A 16,224-nucleotide genomic window follows, 5' to 3' on the forward strand; every position below is an offset into this window, starting at 1 on the left:
GCCTGGCCGTCCCCGTATGCTACAAGTTGCGCTGCGGGCCTGCGCGCCTCGGACGGAGCAGGTCGCGCTCGCATCTGTCGAAGACCCCACGGTCGCAAGACGGACGCCGGTTTCTCGTTGTTCACGGGACCACCGGTGCGCCGTGTTCTTGGCTGTCCGGCTTTCGGTGGGAGCGAATACGGGCCCTCCGCGTGGCAGTACCTACGACTTTCATGTCCGTACCGGAGCCCTTTTCCTAATGACGAGCCCCACCGACTCCTCCCTCAGCACCACCCCGCAGGTCGCGGTCAACGACATCGGCGACGCGGACGCGTTCCTCGCCGCGATCGACGAGACCATCAAGTACTTCAACGATGGCGACATCGTCGAGGGCGTCATCGTGAAGGTCGACCGTGACGAGGTGCTCCTCGACATCGGTTACAAGACCGAGGGCGTCATCCCGTCCCGCGAGCTCTCGATCAAGCACGACGTTGACCCGCACGAGGTCGTCGCCGTCGGTGACAACATCGAGGCCCTGGTTCTCCAGAAGGAGGACAAGGAGGGTCGTCTCATCCTGTCCAAGAAGCGCGCTCAGTACGAGCGTGCCTGGGGCACGATCGAGAAGATCAAGGAAGAGGACGGCATCGTCACCGGTACCGTCATCGAGGTCGTCAAGGGTGGTCTCATCCTCGACATCGGCCTCCGCGGCTTCCTCCCCGCCTCGCTCGTCGAGATGCGCCGCGTCCGCGACCTCCAGCCCTACGTGGGCAAGGAGCTCGAGGCCAAGATCATCGAGCTGGACAAGAACCGCAACAACGTGGTCCTGTCCCGCCGTGCCTGGCTGGAGCAGACCCAGAGCGAGGTCCGCCAGACCTTCCTCACCACCCTGCAGAAGGGCCAGGTGCGCTCCGGCGTCGTCTCCTCGATCGTCAACTTCGGTGCCTTCGTGGACCTGGGTGGCGTCGACGGTCTGGTGCACGTCTCCGAGCTGTCCTGGAAGCACATCGACCACCCGTCCGAGGTCGTCGAGGTCGGCCAGGAGGTCACCGTCGAGGTTCTCGACGTGGACATGGACCGCGAGCGCGTCTCCCTGTCGCTGAAGGCGACCCAGGAGGACCCGTGGCAGCAGTTCGCCCGGACCCACCAGATCGGCCAGGTCGTCCCGGGTAAGGTCACCAAGCTGGTTCCGTTCGGTGCGTTCGTCCGCGTGGACGAGGGCATCGAGGGTCTGGTCCACATCTCCGAGCTGGCCGAGCGCCACGTGGAGATCCCGGAGCAGGTCGTCCAGGTCGGCGACGAGATCTTCGTCAAGGTCATCGACATCGACCTCGAGCGTCGTCGCATCAGCCTGTCGCTCAAGCAGGCCAACGAGGCCCTGGGTGCCAACCCGGCCGAGGTCGAGTTCGACCCGACCCTGTACGGCATGGCCGCCTCGTACGACGACCAGGGCAACTACATCTACCCGGAGGGCTTCGACCCCGAGGCGAACGACTGGCTGCCCGGCTTCGAGAAGCAGCGTGAGGAGTGGGAGCGCCAGTACGCCGAGGCGCAGGCCCGCTTCGAGCAGCACCAGGCCCAGGTCATCAAGAGCCGTGAGGCCGACGCCCAGGCCGCCGAGGAGGGTGGCGACGCCGTCGCCGCCGCCGCCGGTGGTTCCTACTCGTCCTCCAGCGACGAGGGCTCCGGCGCCCTGGCCTCCGACGAGGCCCTGGCCGCCCTGCGCGAGAAGCTGGCCGGTGGCCAGAGCTGAGGCTCTCGCTCCCGCTAGCCGATAGCTAGCAGGCGGGCCCCACCCGGGAATTCCCGGGTGGGGCCCGTTTGGTTTTCCGCGTTGATTCATGTGTTCTACAACTGATGTGTTCTTTATGTGAAGGGAAATGTGAGATGAGGCTCATTGCCCTTCTATAGGCCGAAGTTCGGGTTGCACCTACATTGAGTGGAGCTGCCCGAAAGGCTCCTTCATGCGCAACCCCTCCTCCGCCGACGCCCCCGCCGCCGTGGTCGGCGGCCGGCTCGCGGCCCTCGGCCGGTTCTGCTTCCGCCACCGTCGCTGGGTGCTCGGCTTCTGGGCCGCCGTCCTGGTCGTCGGCGTCCTGATCGGCGGCCGGGTCTTCGAGGGCTCGGTGGCCGGAGCGTCCTCCGCCTCCGCCGAGGCCGACCGGGGCAGCGCGGTGGTCGCCGCGGCCGACCCGGCCAAGGGCACCGTCACCGCGGTGGTGGACGGCAAGCCGGTGGACGATCCGGCGGTCAGGGCCGCTGTCGAGAAGGCCACCGCCGAGATCGCCGGGCTGCCCGGGGTCTCCTCCGCCCTCGACGCGTACGGCACCGGCCCGGCGCCGGCGGCGCTGCGTTCCGCCGACGGCACGGCGAGCCTGGTCACCGTACGGATGGCCGACGCCTCCACGCAGGCGCAGACCGACGCCGTCACCGCGCGGCTCACCGCGCTGAACGGCGCGGGCGGGGCGCACGTGACCGTCGGCGGGGACCTGGTGCTGCAGCAGGAGGTCAAGAAGCAGACCGAGCGGGACACCCGCTTCGGCGAGATGGTGACGCTGCCGCTCACGCTGGTCGTCATGGTGCTGGTGTTCGGCGGCCTCGCGGCGGCCTCGCTGCCGGTGATCGGGGCGGTCGCCTCGGTGGGCGGCGCGCTGCTGGCCATGTTCGGGTTCAGCCGGATCATGGACATCGACACCAGCGTGCTGCCGATCGCCACGGTGCTGGGGCTCGGCCTCTCGATCGACTACGCGCTGCTCATGGTGAATCGTTTCCGCGAGGAACGCGGCCACGGCGCCGACATCGCCGCCGCCGTCGAGCGCACCGCGGCGACCGCCGGCCGCACCGTGGCCTTCTCCGGACTGACCGTGGCCGTCGCCCTGTCCGGCCTCTTCGTCTTCACCAGCCCGGTGCTCGGCGCGGTGGCCGCGGCCGGGGTGAGCGTCGTGGTGATCGCCGTCGCCGCCGCGCTGACCCTGATCCCCGCGCTGCTCGGCTTCGCTGGCGCCAGGATCAAGGCGCCCGTCGCGCCCGTACCGGACGAGGGCTTCTTCAGCCGGACCGTCCGGAGGGTCCGCAAGCGGGCGGTGCCCGTCGCGCTCGCCTGCGTGGCGCTGCTGATGGCGGCCGGGGCGCCGTTCCTGCACGCCGAGATGCGCAGCTCCGGTGCCGCCGTGCTGCCCGCCTCCTCGGCCGGGCGGCAGGTCGCCGAGACCGTCGACCAGCGCTTCCCGCAGGCCTCGGCCGCGCCCATCACCGTGGTGGTCGAGGGCGGCGCGCAGGTCGCCCAGGCGTACGCGGACGAGGTGGTCGCCAAGCTGCCCGGGGTGAGCGGGGTCCGGGCGGTGGGCCCGGTGAACGACGCCGTCTCGACGATCGACGTGCTGGTGCACGGGGATCCGCAGGGCGCGCAGGCCAAGCACGTGGTGGAGGAGCTGCGGGCCGACCGCGGCGGACTGAAGACCTACGTCACCGGCGGCGCGGCCTCGGTGGTGGACTTCCAGGACGAGCTGGTGTCGCGCGGGCCGTGGGCGCTGGGGCTGGTCGCGGCCGGGACACTGGTGCTGCTGTTCCTGATGACCGGTTCGGTGGTGATGCCGGTCAAGGCGCTGCTGATGAACCTGCTCTCGCTGGGCGCCTCGCTCGGCGCGCTCACCCTGGTGTTCCAGGACGGGTACTTCAGCGGGCTGCTCGGGTTCAGTCCGACCGGCGGGCTGGAGACCTTCATCCCGGTGCTGGTCTTCGCCTTCGCGTTCGGGCTGTCGATGGACTACGAGGTGTTCCTGCTCGCCCGGATCAAGGAGCTGCACTCGCGCGGGTACAGCTGTACCAAGGCGGTGGAGCTGGGTGTCCAGCGCAGCGGCCGGATCATCACCTCGGCGGCGCTGCTGATGGTGATCGTCTTCGCCGGGTTCGCGCTCGGGGACATGCTGATGGTCAAGCAGATGGGCATCGCGCTGGCCGTCGCCGTGGCGGTGGACGCCACCCTGGTGCGCTGTCTTCTGGTGCCGGCCGCGATGAGCCTGTTCGGGGAGTTCAACTGGTGGGCGCCCGCGCCGCTCAAGCGGCTGCACCGGCGGTTCGGGCTGAGCGAGCACGTGGACCTGCCGGAGATCCGGCCTGCGGTGCTCCCGGGGCAGCGGCCGGCGGCCGAGTCGGCGGGCCGCGGGAGCGGGGTCGCGGAGCCGGCGGACGGGCCGGGTGCCGGAGAGCCGGCGGACGAGCCGGGTGCCGGCCGGCCGGTGGGCTCGGGCCTGGTGGGCTCAGCGCAGCCGGTCTAGCAGGGCGACCGCGTCCCGGAGCCGGTCCCGTTCGGCGGGGGTGAGCCGGGCCTCGATCGCGGTGGCGATGTGGTGCTCGCGGCGGGCGCGCTGGTCGAGCAGGGCGGTGCGGCCGGCGTCGGTGACGGTGATGAGCTGCTTGCGGCCGTCGGTGGGGTGGGGCTGCTGGGCGACCAGGCCGGCTTCGGTCATCAGGGCGACGGTGCGGGCCATCGACTGGTGGCGGACGTTCCGGCGGTCGGCGAGTTCGGCGACGGTGTAGGAGCGCGCGTCGCGGACCAGCAGGCCGAGCACCGCGGCCTGGTTCGGCGGCAGGTCGTCGCCGTCGCGCAGGGCGCGGACCAGTCCGCCGAGGGCGGTGCGCAGGTCGGCGGCGAGTTCCAGGGTGTCGGGGTGCGGGGCTTCGCTGGGCATGGGAGCAGTCTATCCGGAATTCATCCAGCATTGCTGTACAGCTTTGCTGTAGGGTTTTGCCATGCGAATCACCAAGTTCGGCCACGCCTGCGTCCGCGTCGAGCACGGCGACACCACCGTCGTCGTCGACCCCGGGGCCTTCACCGACCCCGCCGCCCTCGCCGGGGCGGACGCCGTCCTGATCACCCACGAGCACATGGACCACTTCGAGGAGTCCCGGCTGCGCGCCGTGCTGGACGCCGACCCGGCGCTGCGGGTGTGGACCAACAGCGCCGTCGCCGCCCAGCTGGAGGGCGTCGCCCAGCGGGTCTCGGTGGTCGGGGAGGGGGACGCCTTCGAACTCGGCGGGCCCGGTGGGCTCGGGGTCTCGGTGCACGGCGAGTGGCACGCGGTGATCCACCCGGACATCCCCCGGGTGCGCAACATCGGCTTCCTCCTCGACGGCCGGCTCTTCCACCCCGGTGACGCGCTGACCGTGCCGCCGCACGCCGTCGAAACGCTGCTGCTGCCGATCGGCGCGCCCTGGACCAAGGTGCCCGAGCTGGTCGACTACGTCCGCGAGGCGGGCCCGCGCCGGGCGGTGCCGGTGCACGACGCGGTGCTCAGCCCGATCGGGCTCGCCGTGCACACCCGGCTGGTCGGCACCGAGGGGCCGGGGGGTGCCGCCCTGCACACGCTGGGCGAGGGCGAGAGCCTCGACCTGGGCTGAGGGGTGCCGGAGGGTGGGGCGCCCGACCGGTGCCGGGGTCGGGTGCCGGTGGGCAGGGCGCAGGCCGGTGCTGACGGGCCCGGTGACGCGCCGGTAGCCTGACGCCATGCTGAAGATCGGACTGACGGGTGGCATCGGCGCGGGCAAGAGCGAGGTGTCCCGGCTGTTCGCCGCGCACGGCGCGGTGATCGTGGATTCCGACCTGATCGCCCGCGAAGTGGTGGCCCCCGGGACGGACGGCCTGGCGGCCGTGGTCGCCGAGTTCGGTCCGGGGGTGCTGCGGGAGGACGGCGCGCTCGACCGCCCGGCCCTCGGGGCCGTCGTGTTCGCCGACCCGGAGCGGCTGAAGGCGCTGAACGCGATCGTCCACCCGCTGGTGCGGGCCCGCTCCGCCGAGCTGGAGGCGGCGGCCGCGCCCGACGCGGTGGTGGTGCACGACGTGCCGCTGCTGGCCGAGAACGGGCTGGCGCCGCTGTTCGACCTGATCGTGGTGGTGGACGCCGCCGACGAGGTGCGGCTGGACCGGCTGGTGCGGCTGCGCGGGATGGCCGAGGAGGAGGCCCGGGCCCGGATGGACGCGCAGGCCTCGCGGGCGGACCGGCTGGCGATCGCCGACCTGGTGATCGACAACGGCCGGGGACTGGCGGAGCTGTCGGCCCGGGTCGACGAGGTCTGGGCGGAGCTGGCGGAGCGCGCGGCCGCCTCCTGACCCGGTCGTGCGCGGCAGCGGGGCGCCGGGTCCGCCGACGTCCCACCGCGTGCCCGGCCCGCCCGCCGGACCCGGCCCTCCGCCGGACAGCACCGGTCGCGAGTGGCCGGGAAGGGGCTGTCGGAACGCCGCCGGCGGGGAGAGCATGGCGGGATGAATGATCGTTTCCAGACGGAGCAGCACCGGGCCGCGCCGCCGGTCGTCGAGCGGTTGGCGCGGTACGCCAGTGCCGAGCAGGAGGAGATCCTCGGCCCCGGGGAGGATCCGTACGGGGTCCGGTACACCGGGCTGACCTTCCTGCCCAAGGAGATCCACTTCGGGATCCGGGCCGCCGACGGGCGGCTGGTCGCCCACACCGGGCTGCTGCCGCTGCCGCTCACCGCGGGCGGCACCGACCTGGTGGTGATGGGTGTCGGCGGGGTCTGCGTCGCCCCCGACCGGCGCGGCGGCGGCCTGGCGCAGGCCGTGGTCGGGGCCGCCCTGGACCACGCGCGCACGCTCGGCCACCGGCACGCGCTGCTGTTCTGCCGTCCGCCGCTGGCCGGGTTCTACCGGGGGCTCGGCTTCCACGACGTGGTGGGGGAGGTGACGGTGGAACAGCCGGAGGGGCGGCTGGCGGTGATGCCGCTGTGCACCATGTGGGCCCCGTTGACGGCGGGGGCCGGGTGGCCGGAGGGGCCGGTGCGGCTGCGGTCGCTGCCGATGTGAGGCCCGGCGCCCTCCGCCGGGGGCGGCGGCCGGTCAGGCGGTGACCGCCGGGGCGTGCGCCTGCGCGTGGGCCTCGGTGCGGGCCTCCGCTCGGGTCCCCGGGTGGGCCTGTTCGTGGGCCTGCGCGTGGGCCACGGCGGCGACGGCCAGCGCGCGGATCATGGCGTGCGCCCGGGTGCCGTCGCCGGACAGCTCGGGTTGGAACAGCGAGGCGAGGAAGAAGGGGTGCCCCGGCAGCTCCAGGATCCGCACCTCGCCGGACTCGTCCGCGCCGCTGAACCGCAGGCCGCCGGCGCGCAGCCGCTCCAGGTAGGCCGGGTGGAGGCCGTACGCGCAGTGGTAGCGCTCCAGGGTGCGGGTGGTGCCGAGGACGCGCTCGGCGAGGGTGCCCGGGGTGACGGTGACGGCGCCCTCGTGGCCGACCAGCGAGCAGCTCAGCGGGGCGATCACCTGCTCGTCCCGGTCCGGGTCCTGCTCGGCGTGGACGGCCTCGGCGAGGCCGCAGACCTCGCGGGCGTACTCCAGCACCGCGTGCTGGAACCCGGCGCAGGTGCCGAGGAAGGGGATGCCGCGCTCCCGGGCGGTCCGTACGGCGGCCAGGGCGCCCGCCTCGCTGCGGTACGGGCTGCCGGGCAGCAGCCAGATCGCGTCGAAGCCGTCCAGGGCGCCGGGGGTTTCGGCGTCCCCGGTCGGGATCCAGTAGGCGTCCAGGACGAGTCGGTCGTGCTCGGCGAGGGCGTCGAGCAGGCCGGGGATCCGGGCGTGCGAGCGGACGGCCGGGGAGCGGTCGCCGACCAGGGCGATCCGCGGGGTCAGGTAGGTCATGCGGCTATCCTGACCCCGCACCGGAGATCAGCGCCAACGATGATTTCTTACCTCTCGATCAGATCGGTTGATGACCGCCGTGGATCCCCAGCAGCTGCGCACCTTCGTCACCGTCGCCCGGGTCGCCTCCTTCTCGGACGCGGCGCGGCAGCTCGGCTACACCCAGTCCGCCGTCTCCCAGCAGATCGCCGCGCTCGAGGCGGACCTCGGGACGGCACTGCTGCTCCGCCGTCCGGTCGGCCCGACCGAGGCGGGGCGGCGGTTGCTGGAGCACGCGGCGCCGCTCCTGGTCCGGCTGGAGGCGGCGCGCGCCGACGTCGCACGCCTGGTCGGCGCTCCGAGCGCGCGGCTGGTTCTCGGTGCCACGCCGCTGGCGGTCGGCGCGGAGCTGGGGCGCGCGCTCGGCGAGGTGCGCCGGGCGTACCCGCGGGTGGAACCGGTGGTCCGGGTGCTCGCCCAGGACGTGCTGCCCGCGCAGGTCGCCACCGGGGAGGTCGACCTCGCCCTGATCGACGGACTGGCCGCGCCCAGCGACCCGCTGCCGCTGCCCGACGTCGGTCCGCTGCGCACCGTCGCGGTGGACGAGCGGCCGGTCGCCGTCGCGCTGCCGCTCGGCCACCCGCTGGCGGGCCGCGGCGGCCTCGCGCTCGCCGACCTCTCCGCCGCCCGCTGGCTGGACGCCCCCGACCTCACCCCGCCGGCGGCCCGGCTGTGCGCGACGGCCGGGGTCGACGGCTTCCGGCCCGCCACCCGCTACCAGGGCACCGACCTGCACGGACTGCTGGCCCTGGTCGCCGCCGGGCACGGGCTGACGCTGCTGCCCGAACCGGTCCTGGCCGGGGCCCCCGGGGTCGCGTCGGCGCCGATCGCCGCGCCCCGGCTGGTGCACCGCACCGAGCTGGTGCACGGCAGCCCCCCGGAGGGGCCGGCGGCGCTGCTGGCACGGCTGCTGGAGGCGGGCCGGACGGTTCCGGCCTGACCGGTGCCCCGGGAGCGGGCCAGGAGGTCGGCCGGGGTCGGGTGGGCGGTGATTGTGAAGGCGGAGTCATCGACCGTTCACGTCCTGCGCCTGACGGTCGTCGGGTGCGCGGTGGTGTCATGAGCACAGTCGCCCGGTGACCGACCGGGCCGACCCAGGAGACTTCCCCATGATGCTCCGTCAGCGCCTGACCGTCGTCGCGGCGGCGGCCACCCTCGCCGCGGCCGGCCTGGCCACCGGCACCGCCCAGGCCGCCGCCCCGGCGGCCGCCGCCGCCGCGAAGTCCGCGGCGATCACCGCGAGTTGTTCGCAGGACTACCTGCCGCTCCCCGACCCGTCCTGCACCCCCGGTGCGTACAACCCGGACGTCACCCAGGACACCATCGGGCAGACCATCTGCGTCTCCGGCTGGACCGCCACCGTCCGTCCGCCGACCAGCTACACCAACCCGCTGAAGGTCCGGCAGATCGCCGCGTACGGCTACGCGGACACCAGCACGGCGGACTACGAGGAGGACCACCTCGTCCCGCTGGAGCTCGGCGGCGCCCCGCGCGACCCGGCCAACCTGTGGCCCGAGCCGCGCTACGGCAACCAGCCGGCGCAGAGCAAGGACTCCGTCGAGACCAAGCTCAAGAACGCGGTGTGCCGCGGGCAGGTCGGCCTGGACGACGCCCGCGCCGCGATCGCCTCCGACTGGACCACGGCGCTCAGCGTCCTGGGGCTCTAGCGGCCCGGGCTTCGCGGGCGACCCGGCGCCGTGCAGCTCTGGCGCCCTGAGGCTCTGGCGCTCTGAGGCGCTGTCGCCGTGCCGCCCTGAGGCCCTGTCGCTCTGAGGTGCTGCCGCCCTGCCGCCCTGAGGCTCTGGCGCTCTGAGGTGCTGCCGCCCTGCCGTCCTGTCGCCTGACGCTCGCGCGCGGTGAAGCCGGTTCACCGCGCGCGGACGTGCGGGAGCCGCCCGGCCCGTCCGGTCCCCTGTGCCGGACGGGCCGGACGGCCGTCTGTGGGGGTGGGCGCTCACCCGGAGCGCCCCCGGATCAGCCGCAGCCCGGGAGGGCCTCGCACATCGGCGCCGTCATGCCGGTGCCGACGTACTTGTCCTCGGGAGCCTTCCAGGCGTCCTTGGGCTGGGCGCCCGCCTTGGTGGTGGTCCAGACGGACAGCTCGCTGACCGCCCCGCCGTCGGTGACGGCGTACTCGTGCAGGGTGACGGTGGAGCCGTCGGCCTGCGGAACGGTCAGGACGGCGGCGAAGTACGGCGCGTCCGCGGCGCTGTTGACCTTGACGGTCGCGCCGGGCGCCGTCTTGGCGCAGCCCTTGAGCGCGTCGGTCAGCCGCGAGTCGACCATGTTGGTGGCCTGCTTGGTGCCGCTGCTGTGGGTCGGGTCGCCGACGAAGAGCAGCGTCTGCTGGGCCGTCCAGCGGTCGCCGCCGAAGCCGACCGAGGCCTTCGCGGAGGCGGTGCCGGCGAACGCGTACTCGTCGTCCTTGGCGATCGGGGCGTGGCACAGCTCCATGCCCTTGAACTGGACCGGACCGCTGCCCGGCTTGGCGTTGGCCGCCAGCGGCGCGTAGTGGTAGGTCTCGTCCATCGGGATGCTCTTGGTGTCCATCCAGGCCTTGGCCGGGATGCCCTTGGCGGCGTCGGCGCCGCCAGTGCCCGCGGGCTTGGGGGCGCCGGTGGCGGGGGCGCCGGGTCCGGAGCCGGCCGGAGCGGCCGCGGTGGCGGACGGTGCGGGGGCGGCGGTCTTGCCGGCGTCCTGGCCGCTGTCGTCCGGTCCGCAGGCGCTGAGGGTGCCCAGGCAGACGAGGGCTGCGGCGGTGGCGGTGACCAGTCGGGTGCTGCGCAACTGACGATTCCTCACGGGTCCGGTGGCGTGGATCGGGGTCGGGCGCGCTCCGGCCGCGGGCCGCGGGTGCGTCGCGCCGCCCGTCCGTCCCCGTCGCCCGGGCGATCCGTGGTCGCGGGCACTCGGCATGGCTGTTCCTCCCCCGTTGACGTGCTGCCGTCCGGCTCCTGGTCGCCGCCGCCCGCCTCGGGTCTGAGGGGCGGTCAGCGCCGGTGCTGCGTCGACGGCGGTCGAAACTTATGCCAAGGGGCGGCCGGGAGCAAAGCGGGTTTCCGGCGGACGCTCGCGCGCCCCGCGCGGTTGCAGGGCACAGGTGGGGAACGTGTGTGCGGGTGCGGCGGGAGTGATGACGGCGCGCCGGGATCTCCGGGGCGCGCGGCGGTCGTCGTGCGCCCTCCGGGACGGCGTATCCGCGCTGCCGGCGTGCGGTGCTGCGGGCCCGTACGACGTCCTCGGGCCCGCCGGTGGGCGGGGCACCGGCGGGGCACGGGCGGACGCGGACACCAAGGCTTCCCCTCGACGGGCACGCCCGGGACGCCGCCGGGAGGGCCGGGGCCGAGACGCGCTAGGCGTGGGTGCCCGGGACGCCGAGCTGCTGGGCGAGCCAGGGGAGGGCCTGGGCGAAGGTCGCGGCGCCGGTCTGCCAGGTGTGCTTGCCGGAGCCGACGGCGGAGACGGTGCGGATGCCGTCCTTCCGGGCGGCCGCCTCCAGGGCCTTGGCCGACTCGATCTGGCCGTGCTCCTCGTCGCCCTGCCCGAAGAAGCCGGAGACGCCCTGGTACTTGGGATGGTGGGCGAGGACGGTCAGCGGGTCGTGGGCCGCCCAGGCCGCGGCGTCCCCGCCGTACAGCTCCTGGACGGTGTGGTCCTTGTCGCCGATGAACGGCCCCTTGTCGCCGGAGAAGTCGCCGAAGTGGGTGAACACGCCCGGGTGTTCGACGGTGAGGTCGAAGGCGCAGGTGCCGCCCATCGACCAGCCGGCCACGCCCCACTTGTGCGGGTCGGTGGCGGCGTTGAAGGTCTTCTGCACGAACGGCGGGACGTCCTTGACCAGGTGGGACTCGGCGTGGCCGTGCGGGCCGTCCACGCACTCGGTGTCCACCCGGAAGCCGCCGGTGGCGTCCACGAAGACCAGGATCGGCGCGAAGCCGTTGTGCCGGGCGGCGAAGTCGTCGGCCGTCTTCACGGCGTTGCCGGAGCGGATCCAGTTGTCCGGTGCGGCGAACTCGCCGCCGATCATCTCCAGCGCCGGGAGCTTGGGCCGGTTCTGGCTGCGGAACCAGGCGGGCGGCAGGTAGACCAGCTCCTGGCGGTGGGGGAAGCCGCCACCGGTGTCCGGTATGTCGACCTGGACGATGCGTCCGGTCTTCGTCTTCCCGTGGACGGAGGCGAGTTCGGCGAGCGTGATCTGGTCCGGCAGCGGCTGCCCGCCGAGCTCGCCGACCGCGTCCCCCAGGGTCGGGTAGTAGCCGGTGGCGATGTTCACGCTGTTCGCCGCGCAGAACAGCGCCAGCAGGACGGTCGGGGCCACGAGCGCCCGTCGCCACCACCGTGCGCCGCGCCAGCCGAACCCGAGCACGCACAGCGCGGCGACCGCGACCCCGCTCCACAGCCACACCCCGTACGGGATCGGGTCGGTGATCCCGCTGAGGGCCGGCACGGCCACGGCGGCGACGGCGGTGACCACCAGCGCCGTCCCGAACGCGATCGGGCCCCGCTTCACCCGCCAGGCGCGGTCCCGCCTGGCCACCGTGACCAGGAGGAGCGCCAGGGCCGCCGCCCGGACCGTCCACGGGAACCAGCCGTCGAGCAGCGAGACGTTCATGGGGCCGGAGGCTAGGCGGGCAGGATGAGAGGCCGGTTAAAGACTGGCAGGTCGCTGGAAGAGGGCTGTGAGGAGGAAGGGGAGGCCGAAGAGCGCCGATCCGGGGGCCTGGGCGGCCATCGGACGCAGCTCCAGCGGGGTCAAGTCGCTGAACAGCGAACGGAGTTCCTCGGGCGAGTAGGCCAGCCCGCCCTCCAGGGCGCCGAGCCGGTACAGCTCCTCGTCCGGCCGTTCGGATCCCATCGCCCCGGCGGCGAACACGGTGACGGCGAAGTGCCCGCCCGGCGCGAGGACGCGGTCGAGCAGCGCGAGGTAGCTGATCCTGCGGTGCGGCGGGAGGTGGTGCAGGCAGCCGGAGTCGTAGACCAGGTCGTAGTGGGCGTGCGGGAGGTCGGCCTCGAAGATGTCCGCCCGGTGGAAGCGCGGCCCGGCGGCTCCGAGGCTCGCCCCGCGGGCGCGTTCCTCCAAGAACGCCCCGCCGCCGGAGGCCTCCTGCGTGCCGTGCGCCGGCCGGGGCGGCAACGCCGGACCTGCCGAGATCGTCCGGAAAGGACCTCGGGGGTGTCCGAGCCCTGTCCTAGGCGGTGCCGAACCACTCCTCGGCGAGGGCGTCCAGGGTGGTCGCCGAGGGCCGCAACTCCCGCAGGTACCAGGGGAGGTTGCTGTAGACGTGGAGGAGGGTGTACGCCATCAGCAGGCGGGGGTCGACGTCGCCGCCGTAGCCGCGCAGCAGCCGGCCGAGGAGGTGGGGGTCCGCGCGGGTGGTGAAGAGGCCGACGGCGACGAGGTCGTAGGCCGGGTCGCCGATCATCGCGGGCTCGAAGTCGAACAGGCCGGTGAGGCGCCAGCCGTCGGCCGGGTCGGCGAGCAGGTGCTCGCGCATGAACTCGGTGTGCAGCAGGGCGGGTCGGGGAGTGGCCGTGGGCAGGGGGGCGGCGGCGAGGAAGTCGGGGATCTGCTCCAGCCAGGCCTCCGACAGGCCGCGTTCGCGCTGGCGGGCGACGGCGCCGGCCCGCTGACGGGCCAGGAAGGCGGACCAGTCGCCGGGCCCGAGGGCGTCGGCGAGCGGCCCGGGGTCGAGGGCGTGCAGGGCGGCGAGCGCCTCGCCGCAGTCGTGGGCGATCCGCTCCCGGTCGGGCTGCGGGACGCGTGGCCAGGCGGGCGCGAGGCCCTCGCCGCGCAGTCGGGACATCAGCACGTAGCGCCAGCCGTTGACGTACGCGCCGGCCTCCCGGAGTTCCGGGGTGGGGATGGGCAGTGCGCCGCGCAGCCGGTCGAGGACGCGCTCCTCGACCAGGCCGTCCTCGGCGCCGGCGGCGGGGAACAGCTTGAGGACGTGCGCGTCGCCCACCGCGTACACCGGGACGGAGCCCTCCGCGAAGCGTTCCAGCGGCAGTCCGCCGACGCCGAGCCGGGCGCACAGCGCCTCGGCGCCGGGGCGCATCACCGATTCGTCGGGGACGACCGCGTCCCACTCCTCGTCCGTCCGTACCCAAGGCAGCACGGGCGCACCGTACGCGCACCGACGGCCGTGCCGCAACGCGTTTTCAGCCCACCTGCCCCGGGGTGCCGCAGGTGCCGGCGGCCGGGGAGAGCGGCTCGGGTCCGTCGGCCGGGGAGCGGGAGAGCAGGTAGCGGGCGCCGGGGCCGGCCGCGGCGGCGCGGTCGCCGGCGTTGTAGAGGGCGCAGCGGGACAGCGAGAGGCAGCCGCAGCCGATGCAGCCGGACAACTTGCGCTTCATCAGTTCGAGTTCGGCGATCTGCTCGTCGATCCGGCTCCGCCAGGACTCGACGACCCGGTCCCATTCGGTGCCGCTGGGGGCGGGGCGTTCGGGGAGGCGGTCGAGGGCGACCTTCGCCTCCTCCAGGGAGAGGCCGACCCGCTGGGCGGCGCGGACGAAGGCGATCCGGCGCAGGGTGGCTCGGGTGTAGCGGCGCTGACCGCCGGAGGTGCGGGTGGCGTGGATCAGGCCGAGGCTCTCGTAGTAGCGCAGCGCGGAGGCGGCGAGGCCGCTGCGGTCGGCGAGCTGGCCGATGGTGAGCAGGTCGCCGCGGTGCGGGCCGGGGGCGCGGCGGCCGTCGGGGAGGGCGGTCATGGGCACCCACTGTAGCCGGTTGACCTCAAGTCGGCTTTAAGTTGCAGGATCGGGGTCATGACGACGAACGCAATCGCGGACACCGTGACCGAGGCGCGTCCGCAGGCCCGGTTCGAGGACCTGCCGGCCCTGATGGGCCTGATGACCGGCGACGAGAAGCACGGCCCCGCCGCCACCTCCACCCTGGACGCGCTCTGGGTGCTGTACGACCGGGTCCTCGACGTCACCCCGGCCACCGCCGAGGCGCAGGACCGGGACCGCTTCCTGCTCTCCAAGGGGCACGGCCCGATGGCGTACTACGCGGTGCTGGCGGCCAAGGGCTTCCTCGACCCCGAGCTGCTGCCGGGCTTCGGCGGCTACGACTCGCCGCTCGGGCACCACCCGGACCGCACGCTGGTGCCCGGGGTGGAGATCGCCTCCGGCTCGCTCGGGCACGGTCTGCCGCTGGGTGTCGGCACGGCGCTCGGGCTGCGGGCGCAGGGCCTGACCGGGCCCGCGGTGTGGGTCCTGGTCGGCGACGCCGAGTTCGACGAGGGCTCCAACCACGAGGCGGTCGCCTTCGCCGGGGCGTACGGGCTGGACCGGCTGCACGTCGTGGTGATCGACAACTCCTCGGCCACCCACGGCTGGCAGGGCGGCATCGCCCGGCGCTTCGCGGCCGAGGGCTGGTCCACCGCGACGGTGGACGGCCGCGACCACGAGGCGCTGTACCGGGCCTTCACCGCCGAGCACCGGGGCCGCCCGCACGTGGTGGTCGCCCGGGTGGAGCCCAAGGACTCCTGAGCACGACCCGCCTCCTGTCGAACCCCCGCCGGACCCCCGTCGAACCCGTACCGCACCCCCGCCGGGCCCACCCGCCGAACCGGACCGAGCGAAGACCCGGCCCCGAGAGGAACCCACCGATGGACACCATGCGCGACCGTTTCGTCGACGTCACCACCCGCCTGCTGGACGAGGACCCGCGGCTGGCCGTGGTGCTCGCCGACATCACCGCGGCCGCCTTCGCCCCGGCCCAGGAGCGCCATCCCGACCGGGTGGTGAACGTGGGCATCCGGGAGCAGCTGCTGATCGGCGCCGCGGGCGGCCTCGCGCTCAGCGGGATGCGCCCGATCGCCCACACCTTCGCCAGCTTCCTGATCGAACGGCCCTTCGAGCAGGTCAAGTTGGACCTGACCCACCAGGGCGCCGGCGCCGTCCTGGTCAGCGCGGCCGGCTCGTACGACTGGCCGGCCGGCGGCCGCACCCACATGGCGCCGGGGGACGTCGCCCTGCTGGACACCCTGCCGGACTGGACCGTGCACGTCCCCGGCCACCCGGACGAGGCCGAGCAGCTGCTGCGGCACGCCTACGCGGACGGTGACCGCACGGTGTACGTCCGGCTCTCGGCGCACCGGAACGCGGAGCCGGTGGCCGTCGAGCCGGGCCGGTTCAGCACCCTCCGCACCGGCACCCGCGGTGTGGTGCTGGCGGTCGGGCCGATGCTGGACGCGGTGCTCGCGGCCACCGAGGGCCTGGACGTCACCGTGCTGTACGCGGCGACGGTGCGCCCCTTCGACGCCGCAGGGCTGCGCGCGGCCGTCGGCGACCGGGCGGACGTGGTACTGGTCGAACCGTACCTGGCGGGCACCTCGGCCGGGGAGGCGCACGAGGCGCTGGCCGACCGCCCGCACCGGGTGCTGGGCCTGGGTGTGCCGCGCGAGGAGCACCGGCACTACGGGTCGATCGCCGAGCACCTGGCGGCCTACGGCCTGGACGCCCCGGCGCTGCGGGAGCGGATCGGCACCTTCCTCTGGTGAGCGTGAGCCGTGCCGCTGCGGGCGACCCCGCGGCCCCGGCCCCTGCGGGCCGCGGCGGGACCC

16 protein-coding genes are annotated in these 16,224 nt (G+C 74.1%); 9 read left to right on the forward strand and 7 right to left on the reverse strand.

Going from position 1 to position 16,224, the window contains the following annotated elements:
- Positions 1-238 precede the first annotated feature (238 nt).
- On the forward strand, positions 239-1,729 hold the full coding sequence (gene rpsA, locus ACZ6Y7_RS21325; RefSeq protein ID WP_402224825.1) for a 30S ribosomal protein S1: 1,491 nt from the start codon (positions 239-241) through the stop codon (positions 1,727-1,729).
- 211 nt (positions 1,730-1,940) lie between these two features.
- Complete coding sequence (locus ACZ6Y7_RS21330) at positions 1,941-4,253, forward strand: MMPL family transporter (RefSeq protein ID WP_465759471.1); 2,313 nt, start codon at positions 1,941-1,943, stop codon at positions 4,251-4,253.
- On the opposite strand, the gene ACZ6Y7_RS21335 is transcribed toward ACZ6Y7_RS21330, so the two are convergent.
- Positions 4,236-4,667: a MarR family winged helix-turn-helix transcriptional regulator gene (locus ACZ6Y7_RS21335; RefSeq protein WP_465759472.1), complete on the reverse strand. Its 432-nt coding sequence runs from the start codon at positions 4,665-4,667 to the stop codon at positions 4,236-4,238. The two genes, ACZ6Y7_RS21330 and ACZ6Y7_RS21335, sit on opposite strands and share 18 nt — an antisense overlap.
- 61 nt (positions 4,668-4,728) lie before the next feature.
- Between ACZ6Y7_RS21335 and ACZ6Y7_RS21340 the strand changes: the two genes are divergently transcribed.
- From ACZ6Y7_RS21340 to ACZ6Y7_RS21350, 3 genes are all read left to right on the forward strand, one after another.
- Entirely contained in the window at positions 4,729-5,376 is a 648-nt protein-coding gene (locus ACZ6Y7_RS21340) for an MBL fold metallo-hydrolase (RefSeq protein ID WP_465759473.1), read from the forward strand.
- A 106-nt stretch (positions 5,377-5,482) separates the two neighbouring features.
- Positions 5,483-6,085: a dephospho-CoA kinase gene (gene coaE, locus ACZ6Y7_RS21345; RefSeq protein WP_465759474.1), complete on the forward strand. Its 603-nt coding sequence runs from the start codon at positions 5,483-5,485 to the stop codon at positions 6,083-6,085.
- 153 nt (positions 6,086-6,238) lie between these two features.
- Complete coding sequence (locus tag ACZ6Y7_RS21350) at positions 6,239-6,793, forward strand: GNAT family N-acetyltransferase (protein ID WP_465759475.1); 555 nt, start codon at positions 6,239-6,241, stop codon at positions 6,791-6,793.
- 33 nt (positions 6,794-6,826) lie between these two features.
- Here ACZ6Y7_RS21350 and ACZ6Y7_RS21355 read toward each other — a convergent pair whose 3' ends face one another.
- Positions 6,827-7,618, reverse strand: coding sequence for a CTP synthase C-terminal region-related (seleno)protein (locus ACZ6Y7_RS21355; protein ID WP_465759476.1), 792 nt, complete (start codon positions 7,616-7,618; stop codon positions 6,827-6,829).
- Between the two features lie 79 nt (positions 7,619-7,697).
- On the opposite strand from ACZ6Y7_RS21355, the gene ACZ6Y7_RS21360 reads away from it, so the two are divergent.
- Positions 7,698-8,597: a LysR family transcriptional regulator gene (locus ACZ6Y7_RS21360; protein WP_465759675.1), complete on the forward strand. Its 900-nt coding sequence runs from the start codon at positions 7,698-7,700 to the stop codon at positions 8,595-8,597.
- 169 nt (positions 8,598-8,766) lie between these two features.
- Positions 8,767-9,324: a hypothetical protein gene (locus ACZ6Y7_RS21365; protein WP_465759477.1), complete on the forward strand. Its 558-nt coding sequence runs from the start codon at positions 8,767-8,769 to the stop codon at positions 9,322-9,324.
- 307 nt (positions 9,325-9,631) lie between these two features.
- Here the strand turns inward: ACZ6Y7_RS21365 and ACZ6Y7_RS21370 are convergent, their stop codons facing one another.
- The 5 genes from ACZ6Y7_RS21370 to soxR all read right to left on the reverse strand — a co-directional run bounded on the left by ACZ6Y7_RS21370 (position 9,632) and on the right by soxR (position 14,365).
- Positions 9,632-10,444 (reverse strand): hypothetical protein, encoded by an 813-nt coding sequence (locus tag ACZ6Y7_RS21370; protein WP_465759478.1) that lies wholly within the window; start codon positions 10,442-10,444, stop codon positions 9,632-9,634.
- A 565-nt stretch (positions 10,445-11,009) separates the two neighbouring features.
- Complete coding sequence (locus ACZ6Y7_RS21375) at positions 11,010-12,269, reverse strand: alpha/beta hydrolase (protein ID WP_465759479.1); 1,260 nt, start codon at positions 12,267-12,269, stop codon at positions 11,010-11,012.
- A 36-nt stretch (positions 12,270-12,305) separates the two neighbouring features.
- Positions 12,306-12,791, reverse strand: a complete 486-nt coding sequence (locus ACZ6Y7_RS21380) for a class I SAM-dependent methyltransferase (RefSeq protein ID WP_465759480.1) — start codon at positions 12,789-12,791, stop codon at positions 12,306-12,308.
- 55 nt (positions 12,792-12,846) lie between these two features.
- Positions 12,847-13,773, reverse strand: a complete 927-nt coding sequence (locus tag ACZ6Y7_RS21385) for a phosphotransferase family protein (protein WP_465759481.1) — start codon at positions 13,771-13,773, stop codon at positions 12,847-12,849.
- 43 nt (positions 13,774-13,816) lie between these two features.
- Positions 13,817-14,365: a redox-sensitive transcriptional activator SoxR gene (gene soxR, locus ACZ6Y7_RS21390; RefSeq protein ID WP_465759482.1), complete on the reverse strand. Its 549-nt coding sequence runs from the start codon at positions 14,363-14,365 to the stop codon at positions 13,817-13,819.
- A 57-nt stretch (positions 14,366-14,422) separates the two neighbouring features.
- Here soxR and ACZ6Y7_RS21395 point away from each other — a divergent pair, with 57 nt between their 5' ends.
- Positions 14,423-15,148 (forward strand): transketolase, encoded by a 726-nt coding sequence (locus ACZ6Y7_RS21395; RefSeq protein WP_465759483.1) that lies wholly within the window; start codon positions 14,423-14,425, stop codon positions 15,146-15,148.
- A 119-nt stretch (positions 15,149-15,267) separates the two neighbouring features.
- Entirely contained in the window at positions 15,268-16,161 is an 894-nt protein-coding gene (locus tag ACZ6Y7_RS21400; RefSeq protein ID WP_465759484.1) for a transketolase family protein, read from the forward strand.
- Positions 16,162-16,224 lie beyond the last annotated feature (63 nt).

The organism is Kitasatospora sp. NPDC053308, assembly GCF_055585785.1.

Bases quoted from the DNA above. Each gene is read 5' to 3' on its own strand.
- rpsA (WP_402224825.1), top strand. From the start codon at position 239: ATGACGAGCCCCACCGACTCCTCCCTCAGCACCACCCCGCAGGTCGCG.
- ACZ6Y7_RS21330 (WP_465759471.1), top strand. From the start codon at position 1,941: ATGCGCAACCCCTCCTCCGCCGACGCCCCCGCCGCCGTGGTCGGCGGC.
- ACZ6Y7_RS21335 (WP_465759472.1), bottom strand. From the start codon at position 4,667: ATGCCCAGCGAAGCCCCGCACCCCGACACCCTGGAACTCGCCGCCGAC.
- ACZ6Y7_RS21340 (WP_465759473.1), top strand. From the start codon at position 4,729: ATGCGAATCACCAAGTTCGGCCACGCCTGCGTCCGCGTCGAGCACGGC.
- coaE (WP_465759474.1), top strand. From the start codon at position 5,483: ATGCTGAAGATCGGACTGACGGGTGGCATCGGCGCGGGCAAGAGCGAG.
- ACZ6Y7_RS21350 (WP_465759475.1), top strand. From the start codon at position 6,239: ATGAATGATCGTTTCCAGACGGAGCAGCACCGGGCCGCGCCGCCGGTC.
- ACZ6Y7_RS21355 (WP_465759476.1), bottom strand. From the start codon at position 7,618: ATGACCTACCTGACCCCGCGGATCGCCCTGGTCGGCGACCGCTCCCCG.
- ACZ6Y7_RS21365 (WP_465759477.1), top strand. From the start codon at position 8,767: ATGATGCTCCGTCAGCGCCTGACCGTCGTCGCGGCGGCGGCCACCCTC.
- ACZ6Y7_RS21375 (WP_465759479.1), bottom strand. From the start codon at position 12,269: ATGAACGTCTCGCTGCTCGACGGCTGGTTCCCGTGGACGGTCCGGGCG.
- soxR (WP_465759482.1), bottom strand. From the start codon at position 14,365: ATGACCGCCCTCCCCGACGGCCGCCGCGCCCCCGGCCCGCACCGCGGC.
- ACZ6Y7_RS21395 (WP_465759483.1), top strand. From the start codon at position 14,423: ATGACGACGAACGCAATCGCGGACACCGTGACCGAGGCGCGTCCGCAG.
- ACZ6Y7_RS21400 (WP_465759484.1), top strand. From the start codon at position 15,268: ATGGACACCATGCGCGACCGTTTCGTCGACGTCACCACCCGCCTGCTG.